This is a genomic window from Thalassoroseus sp., assembly GCF_984380535.1.
The window spans coordinates 231,789-252,385 of sequence record NZ_CFHRBF010000011.1; the positions used below are offsets into that span (position 1 = coordinate 231,789).

Genomic DNA, 20,597 nt, shown 5'->3' on the forward strand with positions numbered 1-20,597 from the left:
GTCTCTAATTCGCAAGAAATGCTCCTAATTCGGGAGTGGTCGAACTTGCGGAACCGGGACCATGCAACCTGTCGAAAAGAATCGCCGAAGCCATCGCCAAGGCCTCTCTCGGGCTCGCATGATGCTGCGAGATCGTCTGGGATGGCTGCCGGGATTTCCTGGTGAAGTACGAGAGTCTTGTATCGCGTGGAAGACATTCGAACCCACGAGTTCCGACTTTCTGACGGAAACGATTGTTGATGGCGAAACTCTGCGGGAAATGGAGTTCGCCCTGACAAAACTACGACACCAATTCCCCCATGCTCTGCCGAAACTGACGCCAAGTGTCGATCGTTGGTTGGCACGCATGGACTATCTGTTGCAAGCACTCAAAGAAAGTGTGCATCGCAAACACGCTATCGATCTGTGTCTATGGTCCGAGTCTCAACTGATACCAATGCGTTGGCGTTTGCTGATTCAAAGAATCCAGACTCAGCATCCCGAATTAAAGCGAATTCTCAATGCCGTCCTGTTTCAGCAGATGACCGGTCTAAATACACCGTCATTTCATGTGCTGACTTGGATCGAAAAACACCAGCAACAGTTCGTCCAACTGACTCGAACGCCACTAGGCAGTCATTCAGATCGCCTGGTGGCTCTGCAATTACTAATTCTTAGGCTCCGGAAAGAAACCCCAGAAAAGTTACAAGATCGGCTACTCGATATTCTCGGTCATGAAGTGACTTGGCAATTGCCGAGCCAGGACTACTATTCGCATGCCAATTGGGTCGCGAAAAAGATTCACCTGCGACTCAAGTATCCCGATGCCGAAGTCGCACTGCCTGAACGCCGAACCGATGATAGCGTTGGTGAACTCATCAAGTCTCTATTGGTAACATTGGTCGGCTTCGAACCAGCAGTGCGGTCACGGGCATTGAAGCTTTGGGATTGCTTGATTGCACCCGACTTTGCCGCACAACTGCAGTCACAGTACTCGCATGTTGCCAGCGAAGAAAGCCGTCTGCTCGACATTTGGAATCAGCTCGATCATCAGTCGCGAATTCCACGGGAGAAACGAAAACATTGGAAACGTCAGGCTCGTGTGACGGCGACGATCATACTTCCGATCAAACCGCTTCGCTATGCAATCGATTCAATGAACCATTGTTGCCAGAATCGAGATTTGCTGAAAGCTTGGCATGAGTTCTTTCTCTCCTGCGGTTTAGAGAATGCGACCAAACGCCTAGTAGTGTTTCAGCATTGGATGCGAGCTGCTAGGCAAAACTTTAAGTACGGACAAGAGCGTCTAGTAGAGTTTCTTCAGTGTTTTGGGCGGGCTAGTCGTCGTTACGGGGCGTGTGTTACGCTTCTAAATCAATGGTGTCAGCAGATTCAAGGCGAGAGCGAATCTTCGTCGTGTTTTGTCGAAGATTATCTTAGTCGCGATGCGAGTTGGTCACATGGTCGTCGTCTGCTTGGTATTGTTGAACAACTAGTTTTTGTACAGAAGGTTGAGGTCGGCCCGAAACTGCTGTGTTCGGTGGCGACCTTTCTACGTTATTGTCCGCATGACCAAAAGCTGTTGGACGTTATTCAAGAACTCGCGACAGAACGAGATTCCAACTATAAGGAAGGGCACATACAAATCGCATTATTGTTTGGCGATGATGCCAGTCAGGTTTGCTCTCTCTTGCTAAGTCTAAGCTCGAATTGGCTACTTGAGAGACCGATCGAACACTTGACGCGTTCTATTTGCGATCGAGAACTTCGCGGGCTCGTTCGAGAACTGGTTCAGAACGACGACGTGGCCAAGTTGGATGAGGTCTCGCAGGCAACGCTTATGTTAGAGGCGTTTGGGCTGAAGTTTCCTGACTGGGAGTTCGAGTCTGCGGAGACCGGTTGGGTTACTCGTTATCCGGTCGAACTTCGAGAGTCACTATTGAAACTCTGTGATGTGACTCTAGAAGCCCGGCAAGTGGCTGAACGGGTGATGTCAAAAGATTTGCCACGCCGGGAGCAGGTTGAGAGTGAGCTAGTCGCGATTCAAGCGAAACTTGATCGAGAAGATGATGAGTTGTTGCGAGACCATCTTCGTCGACGGATGAACCATTTACTGCATCGACTCGAGTCGCAGGATTCTATTTCCGAACAACGAATGGGACGACTCAAACGAAAACTGCAGCATCGAGCTTTGCAGCTGAAGGTTGAACACATTCTAGCACGTTGCCGCAGCTTAGTTCAGCAGCATCTTCAGTTACGCGGTCTGGGGGCCGATCGGTCTTGTGAGTTCTTTAGAAGTCCCTATCGCGAGTTGTTTACGGGAGTCGCCAATCTAAGGGGACGGACAAAAACGCTAGGTTTGCGACTTTTGCTGGAAAGTACTAGCGAGCGACCGTGGAACTATTTGCCGAGTTCACGCAATGAGCTATTTCAGTCACGGATGAAGTCGCTCGGTGTTGATTTAGAGCCTTGGCTTGATGACCGCACTCATCTAGCCGGCCGCACAAGTTGTGGGCAGACTTATACAGTCCGTTGGACGAAGCAGTTGATCGACTATTTCTTGATGGGGTTTCATTTTCAAACGTGTCTGGCGCCGGATGATTGCAACTTCTTCTCGACGATATCGAATGCGGTCGATGTCAACAAACAGGTGCTCTATGGGAAGACTGAGTCTGGGCGGGTCGTCGGGCGTTGCCTATTTGCGTTGACGACCCACGGTAAAATTCTGACTTTTCACCGTTACGCTCACAATCAAGATGATGGGTTTGATGCGCTGGTCGATCGGTTCGCTCGTGCTCTTGCGGATGCCATGCGAACCACGCTCGTGTCGCATGGTATTGTCGAATCACTCGGGGTTGATGATTGGTATAACGACGGTCCGGTGCCAGTGGGCGGCGAATGGGATTTGCAGTCTGATGATAGCCTTCTGTTACGGATCCTTCGCGATCAAGACTCGACACGGATTGTCGATCGACTTCGGCAGCTTGTCGGGTATCATGTGGCTCTTGAGTCATTGCTCGAAAAACTATTAGAGCTTGAAGAGTTTCAGAAACGCTCGGATATCTTGTTGGCGTTCGCGGAGCGGTTGGATACATCTCAGCCGGTTGAGTTGAGGTATCAACTACGACTCGCAGCATTGATTTATCGTAGTGGGCACCGAGAGACTGCCCTATCTATTCTGAATCGGGTTAAACCGAATCGCTTGATGGCTGTTCTCAAGCAAAACGAATGTCGCTACTGCGACGGATTTCATCGGATTGGCGACTATGACGTTGTTGCCGGAATGCTAGTCGAGTTCAATCCGTCATTCGCTCTAAGAGTGCTCAGGCAAACCCGTCCCGCTGATGTGGTTGAAGACATCGACGAACAGCATGCAAAACGCCGTGCCGCTTTAGCAACGGTTCACTCACGGTTGGGACGTGATCGACTTGTTCAGAAGCTATTACAGAAGTAGTAAGCTTCAGGCTGTTGAATTTCTTGCGTGGTGCTTGGCAGCGATTGATTCGAAGAGCGAACAAGAACTCATACCAGTTAACGGCGAGAGTGTGAGTTGTTCGTTCCATGTGATGTCACATCGGACTGCGATTCGAGGAGACTTGGGAAAGGAAAAGTTGTTTTTCTATCAATAATGGAACTGTCAATTCGCGCGATTATTGATTCGGTTGCAAGACAATCATTCAGATTTGATGAAGTCATGTTGTTTGATGGACTTCTGGAATGCGGCGGGTTAGTCTGGGCGTTCAAAAACCCATTTGGGTGAAGATCGTTCCGTAGGAATTGGTCTTTGGGCCAACCTCGTTCCGCGTTTCTTGTTCCCGTTAACGTGTTGGAAGTTGATGGCGAACAATCGTTTTGTCGCATGACAGTTTTATTGGTGGAGTTACGGATGAGACGTAAATTGTCACGGATCGCCTTGTCGATCGTTTTGCTAGGACTGCTCGGTCCGGGAGTGGTTCGAGCAGCCGATAAGCCGAATATCCTCGTGATTTGGGGGGATGATATTGGTACATGGAATATTAGTCACAACAACCACGGGATGATGGGCTACAAGACACCTAACATCGACCGTATTGCGAAAGAAGGAATTTCTTTTACCGACTATTATGGCCAACAAAGTTGTACGGCGGGTCGTGCGGCTTTCTTGGGTGGCAACGTGCCGGTTCGCACGGGGATGACCAAGGTCGGTCTGCCAGGTGCAAAAGAAGGCTGGCAGAAGACGGACGTCACAATTGCGACCGTCATGAAAAGTCAGGGTTATGCCACCGGTCAGTTCGGTAAAAATCACCAGGGCGACCGCGACGAGCATCTGCCAACGATGCATGGCTTCGATGAATTCCTAGGCAATCTTTATCACTTGAATGCCGAAGAAGAACCGGAAAACCGAGACTACCCGAAAGATTTGAAACTGCCTAGTGGCAAGACGTTTCTCGAACAGTACGGTCCACGTGGCGTGCTTCATTGTAAAGCTGATGGCAAAGGCGGGCAGACGATCAAGAATACCGGTCCACTTACGAAGAAGCGGATGGAAACCATCGACGATGAAACCGTAGCAGCCGCCAAAGATTTCATCACTCGCAAGAATGAAGCGGGAGAACCGTTTTTCTGTTGGTGGAACGGCACGCGGATGCATTTCCGCACGCACGTTAAAGAAGAGCACACCGGAATTTCGGGACCGGATGGCAACGAGTATCACGACGGTATGGTCGAACACGACATGCATGTCGGGCAACTTCTCGACCTGCTCGACGAACTCAAGATTGCCGACAATACGATCGTGTATTACTCGACCGACAATGGTCCACACTACAACACCTGGCCGGATGCCGGCACCACGCCGTTTCGCAATGAGAAGAATAGCAACTGGGAAGGTGCGTATCGTGTTCCCGCCTTCATCCGTTGGCCAGGCAACTATCCGGCCGGTGAAACTCTAAATGGTATCGTGGCCCATGAGGATTGGCTGCCGACATTCGGGGCGATCGCTGGGGCGCCGGATATCAAAGAGAAACTCAAGAATGGTGTCGAACTCAACGGTCGCAAGTACCGTAACTACATCGACGGCTACAATATGCACGAGTACTTGGCGAACGCTGACAAGTACAAAACCTTTACGGAGAATATCCAAGCTTCTCCCCGAAAAGAGTTTGTGTATGTCAACGATGATGGGGCCATTGTCGCAATGCGATTAGGGGCTTGGAAAGCGGTCTTCTTGGAGAATCGTGAGAAGACCTTCCAACTCTGGCGGGAACCGTTTACGGAATTACGAATTCCGCTTTTGTTCAATCTCCGGCGTGATCCGTTCGAGAAAGCCCAGCACAATTCGAATACCTATCACGATTGGTTCTTGGATCGGGCCTTTGTACTCATTCCGATGCAGCAACTCGCCACCAAGTTTCTGATGACGATGAAAGACTACCCGCCGAGCCAAACACCGGGATCATTCAATCTCGACAAAGTCCAAAAGATGATTGAAGATGCCGCCCGCGGACGGTAATCGAGAGTCATTGCAGCAGAAGAGACGCCTGAGAACGGCGTCTCGTTTTCTTTGCCGTACCAGATCGAGGTTTGAACGATGAGAATAGTTCTGTCGCTGGCGTATCTGTTGGTGACTTCGATAGCTTTCGCCGCCGAACCGTTGCCGTCATGGAATGACGGCCCCACACGTGATGCCATCATCGCATTTGTTAAAAAGGTCACGCAGAAAGACGGAGCCGATTATGTGGCTCCTTCGGACCGCATTGCCACGATCGACAATGATGGCACGCTATGGTCTGAACAGCCGGCCTACTTTCAGTTGTTCTTCGCATTGGATCGCGTTCGAGCGATGGCGAAGGATCATCCCGAGTGGAAAACCGAACAACCCTTCAAAGCCGTGCTGGAGAACGATCACAAAACGTTGTTGGCATCTGGGAAGGATGGCTTGTTGAAGATTGTCGCTGTGACTCACTCGGGCATGTCGACCGAGGAGTTTGCAGGGTTCGCTCGCGAGTGGTTGAAGACAGCCAAGCATCCCACAACGGGACGACCATATACAGAGATGGTCTTCCAACCCATGCTCGAGTTGCTCGGCTATCTGCGTGAAAACGAGTTCAAAACGTTCATCGTTTCGGGCGGAGGAATCGAATTCATTCGTGTGTTCTCGGAGGAAATCTATGGCGTTCCGCCTGAGCAAGTTGTCGGGAGCAGTGTGAAGACCAAGTTCGTGGTGCAGGATGGTCAGCCAACGATTCAGCGACTTCCCGATGTCAGTTTCATTGACGATGGTCCGGGCAAGCCGATCGGGATCAATCAACACATCGGGCGGCGTCCGATTTTGGCAATCGGAAATTCCGACGGCGACTTCGAAATGTTGCAATGGACGACGTCTGGCCCAGGATTGAGACTAGGCGGAATCGTGCATCATACCGATGCCGAACGCGAATGGGCTTACGATCGCGATTCGAAAATCGGAAAACTGGCCCGTGGTCTGGACGAAGCCAAGCAACGCGGGTGGCTGTTGATCGACATGAAACGTGATTGGAAAACAATCTATCCCAAAGTCGATAACTAGAGCAGTTTTCATCTTTCGATGCGGGGTTCTGTCTCGTGGGGTGGCGGTAAACATTGGAGTTGGCTTGTCCTCTGCAACCCATGAGACCGGAACCTCGACTAGCCTTCAAAGTCGACCTGATCGTGAGTAATCGTTGAAACGGAACGACTGACAAAACCGAATCCGACATTGTGCTTTGGGAACGCTGGCAACGGTTACGGCTGGCGTGACGGAAAAGTTTCGGCGATACCCTGATTACGGGTCGAACCGTCATCTCCCCACCCGCAGTTTGGCAAGGACGCCGCCAATGTCGCTTCGTATCTCGCTGACGTGCTGCTGCATGGCACTGATCGCTTCGTCCAGTTTACCCGCTGGTGAGATGGCATCGCCCAGCCAGATATTTTGTGAAGAAGATCGACTCACCGGCAATTGGCTCGGGTTGCGTGACGGACTGGCCGAAGATGGCGTCACGTTCGAACTGTACGGAACCCAGTTTTATCAAGGTGTGACTTCCGGCGGTCTTCAGCAAGAGGGCGAATACGGCGGCAAGTTCGATTACCTGGCTCATGGCGATGGAGCGGCATGGGGGCTGCCGGGTTTCTTTATCGATATGCACGGCGAGTCCCGTCTTGGAACGACGGTCAATCAAATCGATGGTTTGCTCACGCCGAGCAATATCGCCATGGCCTTTCCCGAACCTGAAGGCAATGTGACCGCGTTGACCGCCTTGAAACTCACCCAGGCTTTGTCACCGAACTTTGCTATCTTCGCCGGGAAGATTAACACGCTCGACGAATACCCAATTCGATATTCGGCTGCACCAAGTTTGAGTCGTCCTGGGATTGGCGGTTTCATGAACACATCGCTAGTGTTCAATCCAATTGCCGCCCGTACCGTGCCCTACTCTGCCGCCGCTGTCGGAGCCGCCATTCTGCACGAAGGCGAACCCGTTTTCAGTCTGACGATTATGGACCCCGAGGAACGGGCGACAATCGGTCTTGAGGGTCTGTACGAAGAGGGCGTCACCATCGTGCCGGATCTCGTTCTGAAAGGGGAACTCTTCGATCGGCCCACGCTTTTGAATATCGGTGGAACCTATGGCACCGCAGACTATCAATCGGTCGATCCAGCTTCTTATCTGCTCATCCCGATGATCGGGCTTGTCAGTCAAGAAGAATCCGGTTCGTGGAGTTTCTATGCGAATGGCTATCACGCACTCTGGGTCGATTCGAACGACCGCACACGAACATGGGGTGTTTTCGGCCAGTTCGGTGTCTCGGACGGCAACCCGAACCCCGTTCGCTTCGTTGCTAACGGCGGGGTCGCCGGACGCAGTATGTTGCGAGGTCGCACGTTGGATACCTTCGGAGCGGCTTTCTTCTACGTCGGTTTGAGCGACGAGATTAAAACCCTAACCGCACAAATTCGTCCCCAGCAGGATGAATATGGAACAGAGTTGTTCTACAACTTCGCCGTCACGAAGTGGTGTCGACTGACCGCCGACCTGCAAGTTGTGCGACCAAGTACCCAACGACTGGAAACCGCAGTCATCCCCGGTATGCGGTTGGAATTAACGTTCTAATCGCAACGCGAGCATCACCAAGCCGGATCGACCATTTCCGCGTTGAACCGGTTCCAATGACGCAGCAGCAAATCAAGTTGATCTCGGTGTGTGTTCGCGAGGTTTTCGCTTTCGTCGAGATCGACAGCCAGGTGATAGAGTTCCCAGTTCGCTGCGGAATTCCCGCGTCCGTGTCGCACGATTTTCCATTCGCCCGCGCGAAGTGCCTGTCGTCCGCCGATCCGCCAAAACAATTCCGTATGTGGCGGCTTGGTGATTGTTCCGGTGAGGAATGGCAGCAAATTGACACCATCGGTGTCACGGTGCGGTTGCCCGCTGATACTGCGAAAAGTCGCTGAGAGATCGAGCGAAGTCACAGGATGAGAGTAAGTCGCATCCTTCGGAAGTTGGTTCGGCCACTGCATCAGGAATGGAATCCGAATTCCCCCTTCGTACACGGAACCCTTCTCACCCCGCAGCGGCGCATTGCTGCTTGTCAATTCGCGAGTCGGGCCGCCATTGTCGCTGAGAAAAACGACGAGCGTGTCCTCGCTGATCTTGTTCTGCTCCAGTGTTCTCAAGATGTTTCCCACGCCGTCGTCCAGATGAGACAACATCGCCGCGAAGATTCGTCGATGAATGTCCTCGATATGGGAGAACTTCGCGAGGTACTTGTCTGTCCCTTGCATCGGGCTATGAACCGCGTTGTACGCAACGTACAGGAAAAACGGTTGCTCGTGGTTGCGATTGACAAAGTCCACGGCTTCCCGCGTGATGGCATCGGTGAGATGTTCGGTTTCGTTGACCGGTTGGCTGTCACGTAGGACCGGATTGTTCGCATCGTATGCCGGTTCGAAGTAACCCATGTGCGTGGACCAGATGACCCGTCCGTCCGCCGAAGTCCAACGACCTTGGCCACCGTCGGGGAGCGTCTTTCGCCGGAGCCATGTTTTCACTCCCTCCCACGGGGGCGGAACGAAATAATGGCCTTCGTGGAGAAACCCGAAGAACTCATCGAAGCCACGTCGTTGCGGATGAAAGTTTGCGGTTCCGCCAAGATGCCATTTCCCGACGAGACTCGTCACATACCCTGCGTTTCGCAAATCATCGGCGATCGTTTTCTCAGCATCGGGTAGACCGACGTCGGGATTCTCGTTTCTCGCTCCGATCGGATTGAACTCAAACCCGAAGCGAGTTTGGTATCGCCCGGTGAGCAACCCTGCCCGCGAGGCGGCACAATACGGGGCTGTCACATAGCCATCGCTGAACCGGACGCCATTGGTTGCGATAGAATCGATATGGGGCGTGGGAATGTCTTTGCCACCGTAACAACCCAATTCGCCGTATCCTAAATCATCCGCCAAGATCAGTACGATATTCGGACGCGAAACCGATTCGTCGGCGGCGATTCCGATGCGACTTTCGATCATTCCCACAACGAACAACAACAGTGTCACGCGAAGGACGAATCGAGTAGGAACACATTCCGGAGTGCAACTGATGGCTCGCCGCATTTTGAGACTCGCAGGAGAAAAGGACGGAGTTTCGCCGTGTTTCCTACCGCCAGACCATCTTTCAGTCCTTCTGTCCGTCGAGTGAACTGCTTGAAGCTCGCCGATAGAATCACACGAAAAATACTATCAGCCTGGTAGGGCCTATCTCAACGGAGTTGCTTGTCGGCCTGCGTGAATCGGTCTTTGTGTCCGCATTGAGTATTGACGTTTCCCGAAATCGGCCAACAATACCAGTCGGTGGCGAACACAATCGAGACTGCAGGAATCGCTTGTCATGGCGGACACGGACGAAAAATCACAATCGGAACTGCCGCCCGATGGGCATGTGCACGGGCGACTGTCGGCATACGCCGAGGCCCGGGAGCTTCCCACCGAGTCGGGCGTCTATCTGATGAAAGACGCGGAAGGCCGTGTGATTTACGTCGGCAAGGCGGTCAATCTTCGCAGCCGCGTGCTCAGCTATTTTTCGTCGCAGGCGGCAACCGAGCGACGAACCGCGGAGTTGGTCAAAGAGATCGACCATATCGACCACATCCCGACCGACAGCGAAGTTGATGCGTTGTTGCTCGAAGCCCGGTTGATCAAAGATATTCAGCCACGATTCAATACCGATCTCAAAGACGACAAAACATTTCCGTACTTGCAAATCACGACGAACGAAGATTTTCCCCGTATCGAGTTCACTCGCAAACCCGAAACAAAAGGCGTGAAACTCTACGGCCCGTTTACCAGTGCTGGACAACTCCGAGGCACGATCACGGTTCTGCAGAAGATCTTTCGTTTCCGGACCTGCACACTCGACATCGACGAACAAGACGAACGCTGGCGGTGGTTTCGTCCATGTCTGCTTGCGAGTATCAACCAGTGCACGGCTCCCTGCAATCTGCGGATCAGCCAGGAAGACTACAAACGCGATATCGCCCGGCTGAAACTGTTTCTCGACGGTAAAAAAGCTAAGGTGATCAAGGAGCTACAAACGGAAATGGCGGCGGCGTCGAAGGAACTCAAATTCGAGAAAGCCGCCCGACTCAGAGACGACATCAAAGCGTTGGAGACAATCCATCTGCGTGGCGACTTGGAGCAACACGCCCAACCGGAAGCGTTCTATGTCGATCCGAAGAAAGGTCTCAAGGGCTTACAAAAAATCTTCCAACTCCCGGAGATGCCTCGTGTGATCGAAGGTGTCGACATCGCCCATTTGCAGGGCGGTGAAACCGTCGCAAGTTTGGTGCAATTCATTGATGGCTTGCCGTTCAAACACGGTTATAAACGGTTCAAAATTCGAACTGTCGAAGGCGTAGATGACTTTGGTTCGATGCGTGAGGTCGTCTCACGACGTCTTCGTCGTTTGCAGCAAGAGCACGGAAAGTTCCCCGATATCTTGTTGATCGACGGAGGCAAAGGCCAGCTGAACGCGGCCTTGGGAGCAATGGAAACCATCGGGGTCACGTCACCACCGCCGTTCGTGATTTCACTCGCCAAGCGTGAGGAAGAAGTCTACGTACCTGGCGAAGCCGAGCCTCGGAAACTCAGCCGACATTCATTCGCATTGCGTTTGTTGCAGTACGTCCGCGACGAATCCCACCGCTTCGCCCAGCATTACCACCATATCCTCCGACGGAAAAGCACCTTCAACGAATAAGGGAATTTCCCAGGTCGTCCGGAAATTGGATTCTCCTACAATTAGGGTCGCGACACGACTATGAAGTCTACGACTCGATTGAGGAGGATTTCGATGAAACGCACACCCCAAGAGCAGCTCACGCATTTCTTGAGCGATATGTACTCGGTCGAGCAACAGGCGCTAGCCCAGTTAGTGTCGGCTCCCGAGATTGCTGGTGATCTGGGACTGGCTGCCGACTTCCGAGAGCACCACGACGAAACCGAACGACAGGCGGAACTCGTCCGCGAACGTTTGGAAGCCTGCGGGGGTTCGCCGTCGGCCGTCAAAGATGCCATCATGAAAATCGGCGGCAAAGGCTTTTTGCTCTTTGCACAAGTTCAACCAGAGACACCCGGACGATTGATCGACCATGCGTATGCCTACGAGGCAATGGAATGGGCCGGGTATGAGATGTTGATCCGATTCGCCAAAGCGGCCGACGATGCGGAAACCGTCGCGACGGCCGAAACAATTCGCCGCCAAGAACGCGCCATGATGGAGCGACTCGAAAAGCGATTCGATGCAGCGGAACAAGCTTCCCACGTCGATGTCTCGCCCGAGGAACTTGATCAGCATCTCACCAAGCATCTGGCGGAAGTGCATGCCTTCGAAAGTCAGGGTGTGCAACTATTAGAAAAGAGCCAGAAAATCGCCGGCAATTCGTCGTTGGAAGAGGTGTATCATAAGCAACTTCTACGGATTCGCGAACATATGCGTTTGGTCGAGGAACGACTCGAAGCTCTCGGCTCGGACGTGTCGGAACTTAGAGACGGTGTGCTGGCTGTCGCGGGATTGAATTGGGGTTGGTTCTTTCAAATGCAGTCTGATACCCCCGCCAAACTCGCTGCCTTTGTTTACGCAGTTCTCCATCTGCAGATCGGTGGCTACGAATTGCTTAAGCGAACCGCCCAACGTCTGGCCGATCCGCAAACGCAATCGCTTTGTGAAACCGTTTTGGCTGACAAACGTCAGATGGCTGAGATGCTTGTGGCGTCTTTCGATTCCGCGATACAGGCAACCTTGGAGGCCGTCCACGCGTAGGAAGCCCTAGAAGAATTTCGCATAGGTAGCTTTCGTGGCAGCGATGCCGGCGGAGAACATTTTGAGTTCGTTTGTGGGAGAGAGCAGTCGGCAGCCCTTCTCGACCATCATCTCTCCATGTTCCGGCGACACGCAAACCGCGCCCCAACTTTTGCCGTGATTGCGACACGCCGCCGCGACTCGGTCGATCGCGTCCAAACACTTTTCGTGGAAGAACTGCCCCGTGACTCCAAACGCCTGACTGAGATCGCTCGGCCCGACGAACAACAAGTCCACACCGTCGATGGCGGCGATCTCATCAACTTCTTCCACAGACTGCAGCGTTTCGATCTGAATCGCGATGAACGAGTTCGCGTTGGCTTGTTCGCAGAAGACCGCTGGCGGGACCGTTGCGTATTGGCCATCGAATCCGCCGGTGTTCAAGCCTCGACAACCATGCGGATGAAAACGCGACCATTGCACAAACTGTCGAGCTTGATCGGCCGTGAAGATTTGAGCCGCCATCACGCCGCCGGTTCCGGCTTCCAGACACTTTGTCACCAAGGCGTAATCTGTGGGAGCAATGCGGGTGAACGATTCCAACCCCACACTTCGAGCCGCCATGCAACTGACTTCCAGTTCCCGCATGCCGAACCCAACGTGCTCATGATCGAACCATACGCCCTGGAATCCACCTTGCAAGCCGATCATTTGCAGCAAGTTGTGATGCATCGCCCGCCCGACGCCGGCTATCAGCGTCAGTTCGTCGCGCTGGAGCCGTTCGCGAATCTGTTTCATGGGTTCAAGTTCCCGTATGGATACGAATTGATCAGCCAGGTTGGATTTCAACGCCAGTGTGCCCCGGCGGCGTGACGAAATCCAGTCTGTCTGGTACCGTGAGCAAGATGACTTTGTGAATTTGAATCGAGCGTTCTTCCGGAGGGTTGGCTGTGAATCTGCCGAAATGGCTTCTTTGTGTCGGTGTTTTGTCTCTCAGCCTCGGATGTGGGGAAGAACCCCCGGCGACCGAACCAGAACCCGTTCAACCGACCGCGCCTGCACAACGGAAGTCGTCTGCCGCTCCAACAGAATCAGCCGATGCCCCGAAAACGGTCTCGATTGAAGAATTACGCACCCAGTTGGGCGCCAATGAGAACGCCCAGTTCGCGGAGCGTGAGGGTGAAATCATCGCGGCGAACTTGTATAACTCGGGCGTAACAGATCTCTCGCCACTGAAAGGGTTGCCTTTACGCGAACTCGACCTGCGGGGATTGGCAGTGTCCGATTTGTCGCCATTGGCCGGCATGCCATTGGAAGCGTTGTATGCGGAAGAAACGCAAGTGGCGGACTTGTCGCCATTAGCCGGCATGCCATTGACAAAGCTCTATCTCAGCCGGGCACCGGTGAAAGATTTGTCGGCATTGGCGGGAATGTCGCTACGAGAACTCAACCTCGTCGGCACACCGCTCGACAGTCTGAGTAGCTTAGGGGATACCAGCATCGGCACATTGTGGCTGGTCGACACGAAAGTCAAAGACCTCACACCGCTTTCGAATCGTTCGATCACGAGTTTGGATATTCAGGGCACGCCGGTCGAAGATCTGTCTCCGCTGGCAACGATGTCATCGTTACAGCGATTGAACATCATCGACACACCGGTGACCGATCTGACGCCGCTGAGCCGGTTGGCACTGCAACGTGTTTTGCTCACACCAAAGAAAATCAAAACCGGTTGGGAAGTGCTTCGTGACATGCCAACGTTAGAGGTGATTGACACCGAACCGTTGGAAGTCATTCAATCACAAAACCGTCGCCCATTAGCAGCCGCGCAATTTTGGGAACGTTACCCGCAATTGTTGCCATGAGGGGCCCGTGTGGAAAGTTGGCGTCCATGCCCCGTATCGGCCGACATCATGTCAGCCACGGATTCCACACGGTTCCGGCAGGGGATGTGATGCAGCGTTAAACTCCATCACATCCTGGACCGAATAACTTCAGGTAACTTGCGGATTTGGCGAATCGCTTGGCGATTCTTGGTGTTATGCTGCTCGTCGTTGCGGCATTTGCAGCAGAGCTGGTTCGGGTTCTTCGCAGGCTTCGAGGAAGTTTTCGAAGACTTGCATATCAAGAGCCGACGCGGTGCTATTTTCCGGGTGCCATTGCACGCCGAGACAGAACCAATCGTCGCTAATCGATTCGTAGGCTTCGATAACACCGTCAGGTGCGGTTGCAGAAACTTTGAAACAGTGAGCGAGTTGATCCACAGCCATATGATGTTGGCTGTTCACTCGGATTTCGCCAGGGCCGTAGATCTTGTCGACCCGTGTGCCTGGAACGATATCGATGATGTGACGGAGGCAGTTCTCGACGGAATCGCGATGATGAAACGCTTTCGGCACATCTTCGGTGACGTGTTGGTAGAGTGTACCTCCACAGATGACATTGAGTTCTTGCATTCCCAAGCCGATGGCGAGCACAGGAATCTTCATTTCGACGGCCAACCGGCAAAGACGACGGTCAAAATCTTCCCGACGGTTGGGCATCGGACGGGTGGACGGATGAAGTTCCAAACCGAGACGGATCGGATCCAGGTCCAACGCACCGCCCGTAATGACTAAGCCATCGAGCATTTCCAAGAACTGTCGCAAGTCATCGTCGCTGGCCAATGGTGGGATGATCATTGGAAGTCCACCGGCTGCCGTTACGGAATCGTAATAGCCGGAGTTGATCCAGGTCAGCGGAATCGAATCCTTGCGTGCGGGACGGAAATCACCATTAATACCGATGAGGGGTTTCCGGGCCATTGTCGAATCCTTTCGCGGGGTTCAAATGCACATCCAGTGCATCCGTTTCAAAAAAAACAGCGAGCTAACGGGAAGCTCGCCGTTATCAAAACTCTGTATTGTCCAGCGTCAACAGAATCCCGAAGCGAACTTGGGTTCGGTCCATCACTGATCGAAAATCAAATCGTGCGATTTTCATTATCCGGCCCAGAACTCAAGTTGTTATGTGTGCTTCGCGAAAAAGCGTGTTTGATTTTGTTGACGCGAGCGATCTTAAAAACTCCGTCCTCAGTTGTCTACAAATTCGCTCATTTTGGAGCTGTTACCCGCCTGTCCTACTAGATGTCGGGGTAGTCTGAACACGCGGCCATATCGCAAGCTAGGACGAACTTTATAGGTAGAATGCCGTAAACGATTCTCGAAAAACGGCTTATGGCAAGTAGCGGTTGCATCGAGCTTGTAGGAGAATCATGGAGTTTTGAGACACACGGAATGATTTTTTTCGGAAAATTCTCGGATCCGTTTTTAAGGTGTCTTCATGTGTTGAAATGTTCATGTCTGAGGCGAGTCTAGGTCCCGAAGTTGATCGGCAACTTTCTGCAAGTCGGCCTCGAACGCGGCTTGCATGTTTGCACGAGCGTCGGGATCGGGAGCGCGGAGTAATGCAGAGGGGTGATAAGTGGCGATTGTCCACGACGACCAATCCGTTTCGCGGAACTCACCTCTTTGCTTGGTGATACGAAAGTCGCGACCAATAATTGCCTGAGCTGCCGTCGCGCCGAGACACATAACTACGTCCGGTTGAACGAGTTCGATCTCATGTTCCAACCAGGGTTTACACGCTGCGATCTCGCGGGCACCGGGTTTCTTGTGGAGTCGTCGTCGGCCGCGTGGTTCGAACTTGAAGTGCTTGACCGTATTCGTGATGTAGACCAAGTTGCGATCGATGCCGACCGTCTTCAAGGCATCATCGAGGAGTTTCCCGGCGGGGCCGACGAAGGGTTCGCCTTGAATGTCTTCCTGATCCCCGGGACATTCGCCGACCATCATCACTCGTGCCGACGCCGGTCCTTTGCCAAAGACCGTTTGAGTGGCGTCCTTGTAAAGGTCACAGCCTTCGCACGTTGCGGCAGCGGCAGCGAGTGTTTCGAGCGTCTTGGTTTCCGGGAGAAAATCGGCGGCGGACATGGCGAATCCTTCGGTTTGAGAGATCATCGTTTGCACGCGTCGTGGGGCATCGGCGAGCAAGTCGGGAATGATTTTCGTTTCCGGCAACGTAGGCCAATGTTTCAAAGGCATCTCCGCCCGCATGGCTTTCAGCTTGATCCGTGCTGGATTGAAGATCGCTCCATAGTACGTCTTCCATAGGTCCTCCAACTCATCCGGCGACGGTGCTTCCGAGGCAGGCACGCCCTCACCATAACGCAGTTGCTTGGCTACGGGATCCCAGGCGGCGGATTCGTACGGTGTTAGAATCGTCCAACGCATTTCCGGAAAGCGACGCGAAAAGAACGGAGCCGTCAATCGCAAGACGTAGTGATCGGGACGATGCCAAGCGACAAAATGTTCCTCGTCATCGCGTTGCACAGATCGAAACCGCACAAACGCTTTGGTTTTGTGGGCTTCCCGACGAACAGCGGCGTCCATTTTCGTCAGTGTGAGCACATCGTCATCGGAACTCACATCGAGTAGATACCGTTCACCATGCGTCATCCGCCACAGAACGCGGTACATTACTTCCCAGCGAAGCGGATCACAATGGGATGCCACCTTCTGCGCCAACCGCAGAAACTTTGGTGACACAGTAAACGGTTTGCCAAGTTGTTTGCGATTGCCAAGATCATCGGAATCGTCATCTGCAAATTGCAGGGTGTTGGATTTCTGCCAACGGTCGATCCACCGCACATCTTCGGAGCGAATCCCCGCTTGCAGAAGTTCACGTGCGGTGGCTCGCCAATCTTCAAAGTACTCCGCCGACCGGGTAATCATACTTCCCCCGTCAGTGCCGACCCAGCGGCATCGAATAGGGTGAGTTGTCGATGTCGTGTTCGGACTTTCTTACTAAGGTCCAAACGGTCGAGGTCTTTCAAGTTCGGATTATGTCCATCGACCAACACGAACGACGCAGTCTTCTTGAGGGACACGCGAAGCTTCTTGAGGTCTTCGATGCGAATGCGTTTCCAGCGTCGCATCTTCAAAATTCGTGTGACGTTCTTCGTACCGATTCCGGGAACACGCAGAATCGCTTCCCGAGGAGCGGTGTTCAAATCGACTGGGAAAAACTCACGATGACCGAGTGCCCATGCCATTTTCGGATCATGTTCTAGACTCAAATTTGGTTGGGCATCGTCGACGATTTCGTTGACGTCAAACCCGTAGAATCGCAGCAGCCAGTCGGCCTGGTACAATCGATGTTCCCTCATGAGCGGAGGTGACAACCCCGGCAAACGGGCGTCGGCATGCGGAATCGGACTGAACGCCGAATAGTACACGCGTTTCAGGTGATGATCGCCATACAATTCGCTCGCCGTTCGCAGAATTCCGGCGTCGGGCGTGTCGGTGGCCCCCACGATCATTTGAGTACTCTGACCCGCCGGCGCAAATCGCGGGGCTTTGAAACCAGCCTTCCGATCCGCCTGGATTTCATCGCGACGTTGCCGAATATGACTCATCGCCTCGGTGATCGCCGGTTTCTTCTTCTCCGGTGCGAGTTTCTTCAAATCAGCTTCGGTGGGCAATTCAATGTTGACGCTCAAACGATCCGCCCACAAACCGGCTTCCTCGATCAACTCGTCGTCAGCTGCGGGAATCGTCTTCAAATGGATATAGCCGCCAAAGCCATGATCTTGTCGAAGACTCCGCGCGACCGCGATGAGTTGCTCCATCGTGTAGTTGGAATCGACAATAATTCCCGAACTGAGGAACAGTCCCTCGATATAATTCCGACGGTAGAAATCAAGCGTCAGTTGCACGACTTCCTGCGGCGTGAAACGGGCTCGGGGCGTGTCGCTGGTGACGCGGTTCACGCAGTATTGGCAATCGTAGATGCAGTAATTCGTCAGGAGAATTTTCAGCAGCGAGACACATCGTCCGTCTGGCGTATAACTATGGCAAATCCCCATGCCCTCGGTACTGCCGAGTCGCGAGTTCGCCCGTGTAGACTTTGACCCGCTACTGGCGCAAGATGCATCGTACTTCGCGGCATCGGCCAGGATTTCCAATTTGGCGTTTCGATCCATGAACGATCCAATGTGATATCAAATCAAAAAGTGTCTGAGTCATTGTAGTCTCGTTTGTTCATCCGACCACCGAAAATCGAGCAAATGCGTTCCCGCATGTTTTCCCTTTCGCGTCACTGATGCATCTATGCCTTTTTGGAATCCGTTTTCTCGTCGTCCCCCCGTCAAATTGCATGCCGATTTGATTTGGCTCGCACCGGCGTGCAAACACCACGGGTTGGTACTGGACTGGCAACGACGAGCACAAACCGGTCTTAGCGTGGTGGTGGCCCATTTCCCGGAAACGTTGGCCGTCATTGAAGAAGAGTTCGAAAACGCCGGTGTCGAGGTCGACCCGCAATCAGGTCCGATTTCAATGTCCGAATTCGACCGCCGCACAACGTCCCTGGAGGCACAACCGGTGATCACGACCCTGGTCGATTGGTTGCCGACAGACGATTTGGGACGCGTTCAGACCGACGATTCAGCTCGGATTTTTCTTGCAATCGCCGAACGTCACTTTCTTGCCGATCGCGATGCGGATGTGTTGCAGTTCGCGGCCGGATTGCGAAACCCGTGCGATGTGCAGTTTCATATCTCCCTGCGAGACCCGTTACTGGCCCCGTTTGCGGGTGAACAAGTGCGAGACATTCTCAAGGCCATGGGGTTAGATGATCGAGAGGCGATCCGCGTGCCGTTCGTGAATCGCCGCGTCCGACATGCCCAACGACACTTCGCCCGACACGCCGAAAGTGACGGCCCGGCGAAGTCCCCGAGTGACTGGCTCCAACGTCACTGCCCGAGTTTAGCCTCGTCAGCGATGTCTTGATCGCGTAAAATACTGTGCTGTGTGGACAGGAATTAGCAGCCATGCTGCAACCTCGACCCCGCCTTGTACTCCCACCGAAAGAATCCCGCCATGTTTTCAGAACGAATTTCTCGTCGTCATGCTTTGTCTCGTTGCGGTATGGGATTTGGGGCGTTGTTCGCTGGTCAGATGTTGGCGGAGAACGCATCGGCGGCGGGGACGAATCCGCTCTTGCCGAAGAATCCCCAGTTTCCGGTCAAAGCCAAACGGGTGATTCATCTCTTCATGAACGGCGGGCCGTCGCAGGTCGATACGTTCGATCCGAAACCCCAGCTCACTAAGTACCATGGCAAGAAGTTGCCGATGGAGAACTTGCGGACCGAACGCCCGACCGGAGCCGCCTTGGGATCGCCGTACAAGTTCAAGAAGTATGGCGAAAGCGGTCTTGAAGTGAGCGAGCTGTTCGCGAAGACCGCCGAGAACATTGACGACATCGCCGTGATTCGTTCGATGCACGCCGATGTCCCGAACCACGAACCGTCGCTGATGCTGATGAACTGCGGCGATGCCCGGTTAATCCGCCCGAGTGTCGGTTCTTGGCTGACGTACGGTTTGGGCACCGAGAATCAAAACCTGCCGGCGTTTATCGCGATGTGCCCTGGCGGTTATCCGATTCAGGAGTCACAGAATTGGCAAGCCGGTTTTCTGCCCGGGATCTATCAAGGAACGTACATCGATACGCGTCACACGCAGATCAACAAGCTGATCGAACACGTGGAAAACAAACGCATCCCTGAGCCGGAACAGCGTCGGCAACTCGATTTGCTACAGACGCTTAATGCCAAGTATCAAGCCTCACGAACGCATGACCCTGTCGTTGAAGCGCGAATTCAATCGTTCGAACTTGCCTACCGCATGCAACAAGAAGCCGCCGACGCATTTGATGTGTCTCGCGAGCCAAAGCACATCCTCGATGCCTACGGTCCCGGCACGCAAGCTCGACAAATTCTGATTGCTCGGCGACTCGTCGAACGAGGCGTGCGTTACGTGCAAGTCTGGCATGGAGCGGGCCAACCGTGGGACAACCACGACGATCTCGAAGTCAATCACCGTCGGCTTGCCGGTCAGTGTGATCAAGCGATAGGTGCGCTTCTCACTGACCTGAAGCAACGTGGTTTGCTCGATGAGACACTTGTGATTTGGGGCGGCGAATTCGGCCGCACGCCGGTCGTGGAAATGCCGAAGAAAGGCAGTAACGCCGGCAAGATCAATGGTCGTGACCACAACCATCATGGCTTTTCCATGTGGCTTGCCGGCGGCGGTGTCAAAGGCGGACAGGCATACGGTGCCACCGACGAGTTCGGTTTCAAAGCCGTCGAGAATCGTGTACATGTGCACGATCTTCACGCCACGATTCTCAAGCTCATGGGCTTTGATCACGAAAAGTTCACGTACCGTTACGCCGGTCGCGATTTTCGTTTGACCGACGTACATGGCCATGTGATCGAAGATCTCATTGCGTAAC

14 protein-coding genes are annotated in these 20,597 nt (G+C 53.4%); 9 read left to right on the plus strand and 5 right to left on the minus strand.

Features of this window, described 5'->3' with window-relative positions; genetic code table 11:
• Nucleotides 1–61 precede the first annotated feature (61 nt).
• The 4 genes from AC5DDB_RS16865 to AC5DDB_RS16880 all read left to right on the plus strand — a co-directional run bounded on the left by AC5DDB_RS16865 (nt 62) and on the right by AC5DDB_RS16880 (nt 8,087).
• The gene (locus AC5DDB_RS16865) at nt 62–3,433 is read left to right on the plus strand and encodes a hypothetical protein (protein ID WP_491740914.1); all 3,372 of its coding nucleotides are present in this window, start codon (nt 62–64) and stop codon (nt 3,431–3,433) included.
• A 432-nt stretch (nt 3,434–3,865) separates the two neighbouring features.
• Nucleotides 3,866–5,470, plus strand: a complete 1,605-nt coding sequence (locus tag AC5DDB_RS16870; RefSeq protein ID WP_491740915.1) for an arylsulfatase — start codon at nt 3,866–3,868, stop codon at nt 5,468–5,470.
• A 78-nt stretch (nt 5,471–5,548) separates the two neighbouring features.
• On the plus strand, nt 5,549–6,526 hold the full coding sequence (locus AC5DDB_RS16875) for an HAD family hydrolase (protein ID WP_491740916.1): 978 nt from the start codon (nt 5,549–5,551) through the stop codon (nt 6,524–6,526).
• Nucleotides 6,527–6,812: 286 nt separating this feature from the next.
• Nucleotides 6,813–8,087 carry a carbohydrate porin gene (locus AC5DDB_RS16880; RefSeq protein WP_491740917.1) on the plus strand — a complete coding sequence of 425 codons (1,275 nt, stop codon included), beginning with the start codon at nt 6,813–6,815 and terminating at the stop codon, nt 8,085–8,087.
• Between the two features lie 14 nt (nt 8,088–8,101).
• On the opposite strand, the gene AC5DDB_RS16885 is transcribed toward AC5DDB_RS16880, so the two are convergent.
• Nucleotides 8,102–9,580, minus strand: coding sequence for a sulfatase-like hydrolase/transferase (locus tag AC5DDB_RS16885; RefSeq protein ID WP_491740918.1), 1,479 nt, complete (start codon nt 9,578–9,580; stop codon nt 8,102–8,104).
• A 274-nt stretch (nt 9,581–9,854) separates the two neighbouring features.
• On the opposite strand from AC5DDB_RS16885, the gene AC5DDB_RS16890 reads away from it, so the two are divergent.
• Entirely contained in the window at nt 9,855–11,222 is a 1,368-nt protein-coding gene (locus AC5DDB_RS16890; RefSeq protein WP_491740919.1) for an excinuclease ABC subunit UvrC, read from the plus strand.
• Nucleotides 11,223–11,315: 93 nt separating this feature from the next.
• Nucleotides 11,316–12,284: a DUF892 family protein gene (locus AC5DDB_RS16895; RefSeq protein WP_491740920.1), complete on the plus strand. Its 969-nt coding sequence runs from the start codon at nt 11,316–11,318 to the stop codon at nt 12,282–12,284.
• Between the two features lie 6 nt (nt 12,285–12,290).
• Here the strand turns inward: AC5DDB_RS16895 and AC5DDB_RS16900 are convergent, their stop codons facing one another.
• Nucleotides 12,291–13,061 carry an HpcH/HpaI aldolase family protein gene (locus AC5DDB_RS16900; RefSeq protein ID WP_491740921.1) on the minus strand — a complete coding sequence of 257 codons (771 nt, stop codon included), beginning with the start codon at nt 13,059–13,061 and terminating at the stop codon, nt 12,291–12,293.
• A 152-nt stretch (nt 13,062–13,213) separates the two neighbouring features.
• Here AC5DDB_RS16900 and AC5DDB_RS16905 point away from each other — a divergent pair, with 152 nt between their 5' ends.
• On the plus strand, nt 13,214–14,128 hold the full coding sequence (locus tag AC5DDB_RS16905) for a leucine-rich repeat domain-containing protein (RefSeq protein WP_491740922.1): 915 nt from the start codon (nt 13,214–13,216) through the stop codon (nt 14,126–14,128).
• A 174-nt stretch (nt 14,129–14,302) separates the two neighbouring features.
• Here the strand turns inward: AC5DDB_RS16905 and AC5DDB_RS16910 are convergent, their stop codons facing one another.
• The 3 genes from AC5DDB_RS16910 to AC5DDB_RS16920 form a co-directional block, all read right to left on the minus strand.
• Nucleotides 14,303–15,067 (minus strand): gamma-glutamyl-gamma-aminobutyrate hydrolase family protein, encoded by a 765-nt coding sequence (locus AC5DDB_RS16910; protein WP_491740923.1) that lies wholly within the window; start codon nt 15,065–15,067, stop codon nt 14,303–14,305.
• Between the two features lie 531 nt (nt 15,068–15,598).
• Entirely contained in the window at nt 15,599–17,035 is a 1,437-nt protein-coding gene (locus AC5DDB_RS16915; protein WP_491740924.1) for a UdgX family uracil-DNA binding protein, read from the minus strand.
• Nucleotides 17,032–18,285, minus strand: coding sequence for a putative DNA modification/repair radical SAM protein (locus AC5DDB_RS16920; protein WP_491740925.1), 1,254 nt, complete (start codon nt 18,283–18,285; stop codon nt 17,032–17,034). The genes AC5DDB_RS16915 and AC5DDB_RS16920 overlap by 4 nt, the downstream gene beginning before the upstream one ends.
• Before the next feature lie 127 nt (nt 18,286–18,412).
• Between AC5DDB_RS16920 and AC5DDB_RS16925 the strand changes: the two genes are divergently transcribed.
• Together AC5DDB_RS16925 and AC5DDB_RS16930 are read left to right on the plus strand one after the other, a co-directional pair.
• Nucleotides 18,413–19,093 carry a hypothetical protein gene (locus tag AC5DDB_RS16925; RefSeq protein ID WP_491740926.1) on the plus strand — a complete coding sequence of 227 codons (681 nt, stop codon included), beginning with the start codon at nt 18,413–18,415 and terminating at the stop codon, nt 19,091–19,093.
• A 90-nt stretch (nt 19,094–19,183) separates the two neighbouring features.
• On the plus strand, nt 19,184–20,596 hold the full coding sequence (locus AC5DDB_RS16930) for a DUF1501 domain-containing protein (protein ID WP_491740927.1): 1,413 nt from the start codon (nt 19,184–19,186) through the stop codon (nt 20,594–20,596).
• Nucleotide 20,597: the final 1 nt, after the last annotated feature.

Coding starts and splice junctions, on each gene's coding strand:
- AC5DDB_RS16900 (WP_491740921.1), bottom strand. CDS start 13,061: ATGAAACAGATTCGCGAACGGCTCCAGCGCGACGAACTGACGCTGATA.
- AC5DDB_RS16930 (WP_491740927.1), top strand. CDS start 19,184: ATGTTTTCAGAACGAATTTCTCGTCGTCATGCTTTGTCTCGTTGCGGT.
- AC5DDB_RS16880 (WP_491740917.1), top strand. CDS start 6,813: ATGTCGCTTCGTATCTCGCTGACGTGCTGCTGCATGGCACTGATCGCT.
- AC5DDB_RS16865 (WP_491740914.1), top strand. CDS start 62: ATGCAACCTGTCGAAAAGAATCGCCGAAGCCATCGCCAAGGCCTCTCT.
- AC5DDB_RS16870 (WP_491740915.1), top strand. CDS start 3,866: ATGAGACGTAAATTGTCACGGATCGCCTTGTCGATCGTTTTGCTAGGA.
- AC5DDB_RS16885 (WP_491740918.1), bottom strand. CDS start 9,580: ATGCGGCGAGCCATCAGTTGCACTCCGGAATGTGTTCCTACTCGATTC.
- AC5DDB_RS16925 (WP_491740926.1), top strand. CDS start 18,413: ATGCCTTTTTGGAATCCGTTTTCTCGTCGTCCCCCCGTCAAATTGCAT.
- AC5DDB_RS16920 (WP_491740925.1), bottom strand. CDS start 18,285: ATGGATCGAAACGCCAAATTGGAAATCCTGGCCGATGCCGCGAAGTAC.
- AC5DDB_RS16890 (WP_491740919.1), top strand. CDS start 9,855: ATGGCGGACACGGACGAAAAATCACAATCGGAACTGCCGCCCGATGGG.
- AC5DDB_RS16915 (WP_491740924.1), bottom strand. CDS start 17,035: ATGATTACCCGGTCGGCGGAGTACTTTGAAGATTGGCGAGCCACCGCA.
- AC5DDB_RS16895 (WP_491740920.1), top strand. CDS start 11,316: ATGAAACGCACACCCCAAGAGCAGCTCACGCATTTCTTGAGCGATATG.
- AC5DDB_RS16875 (WP_491740916.1), top strand. CDS start 5,549: ATGAGAATAGTTCTGTCGCTGGCGTATCTGTTGGTGACTTCGATAGCT.
- AC5DDB_RS16910 (WP_491740923.1), bottom strand. CDS start 15,067: ATGGCCCGGAAACCCCTCATCGGTATTAATGGTGATTTCCGTCCCGCA.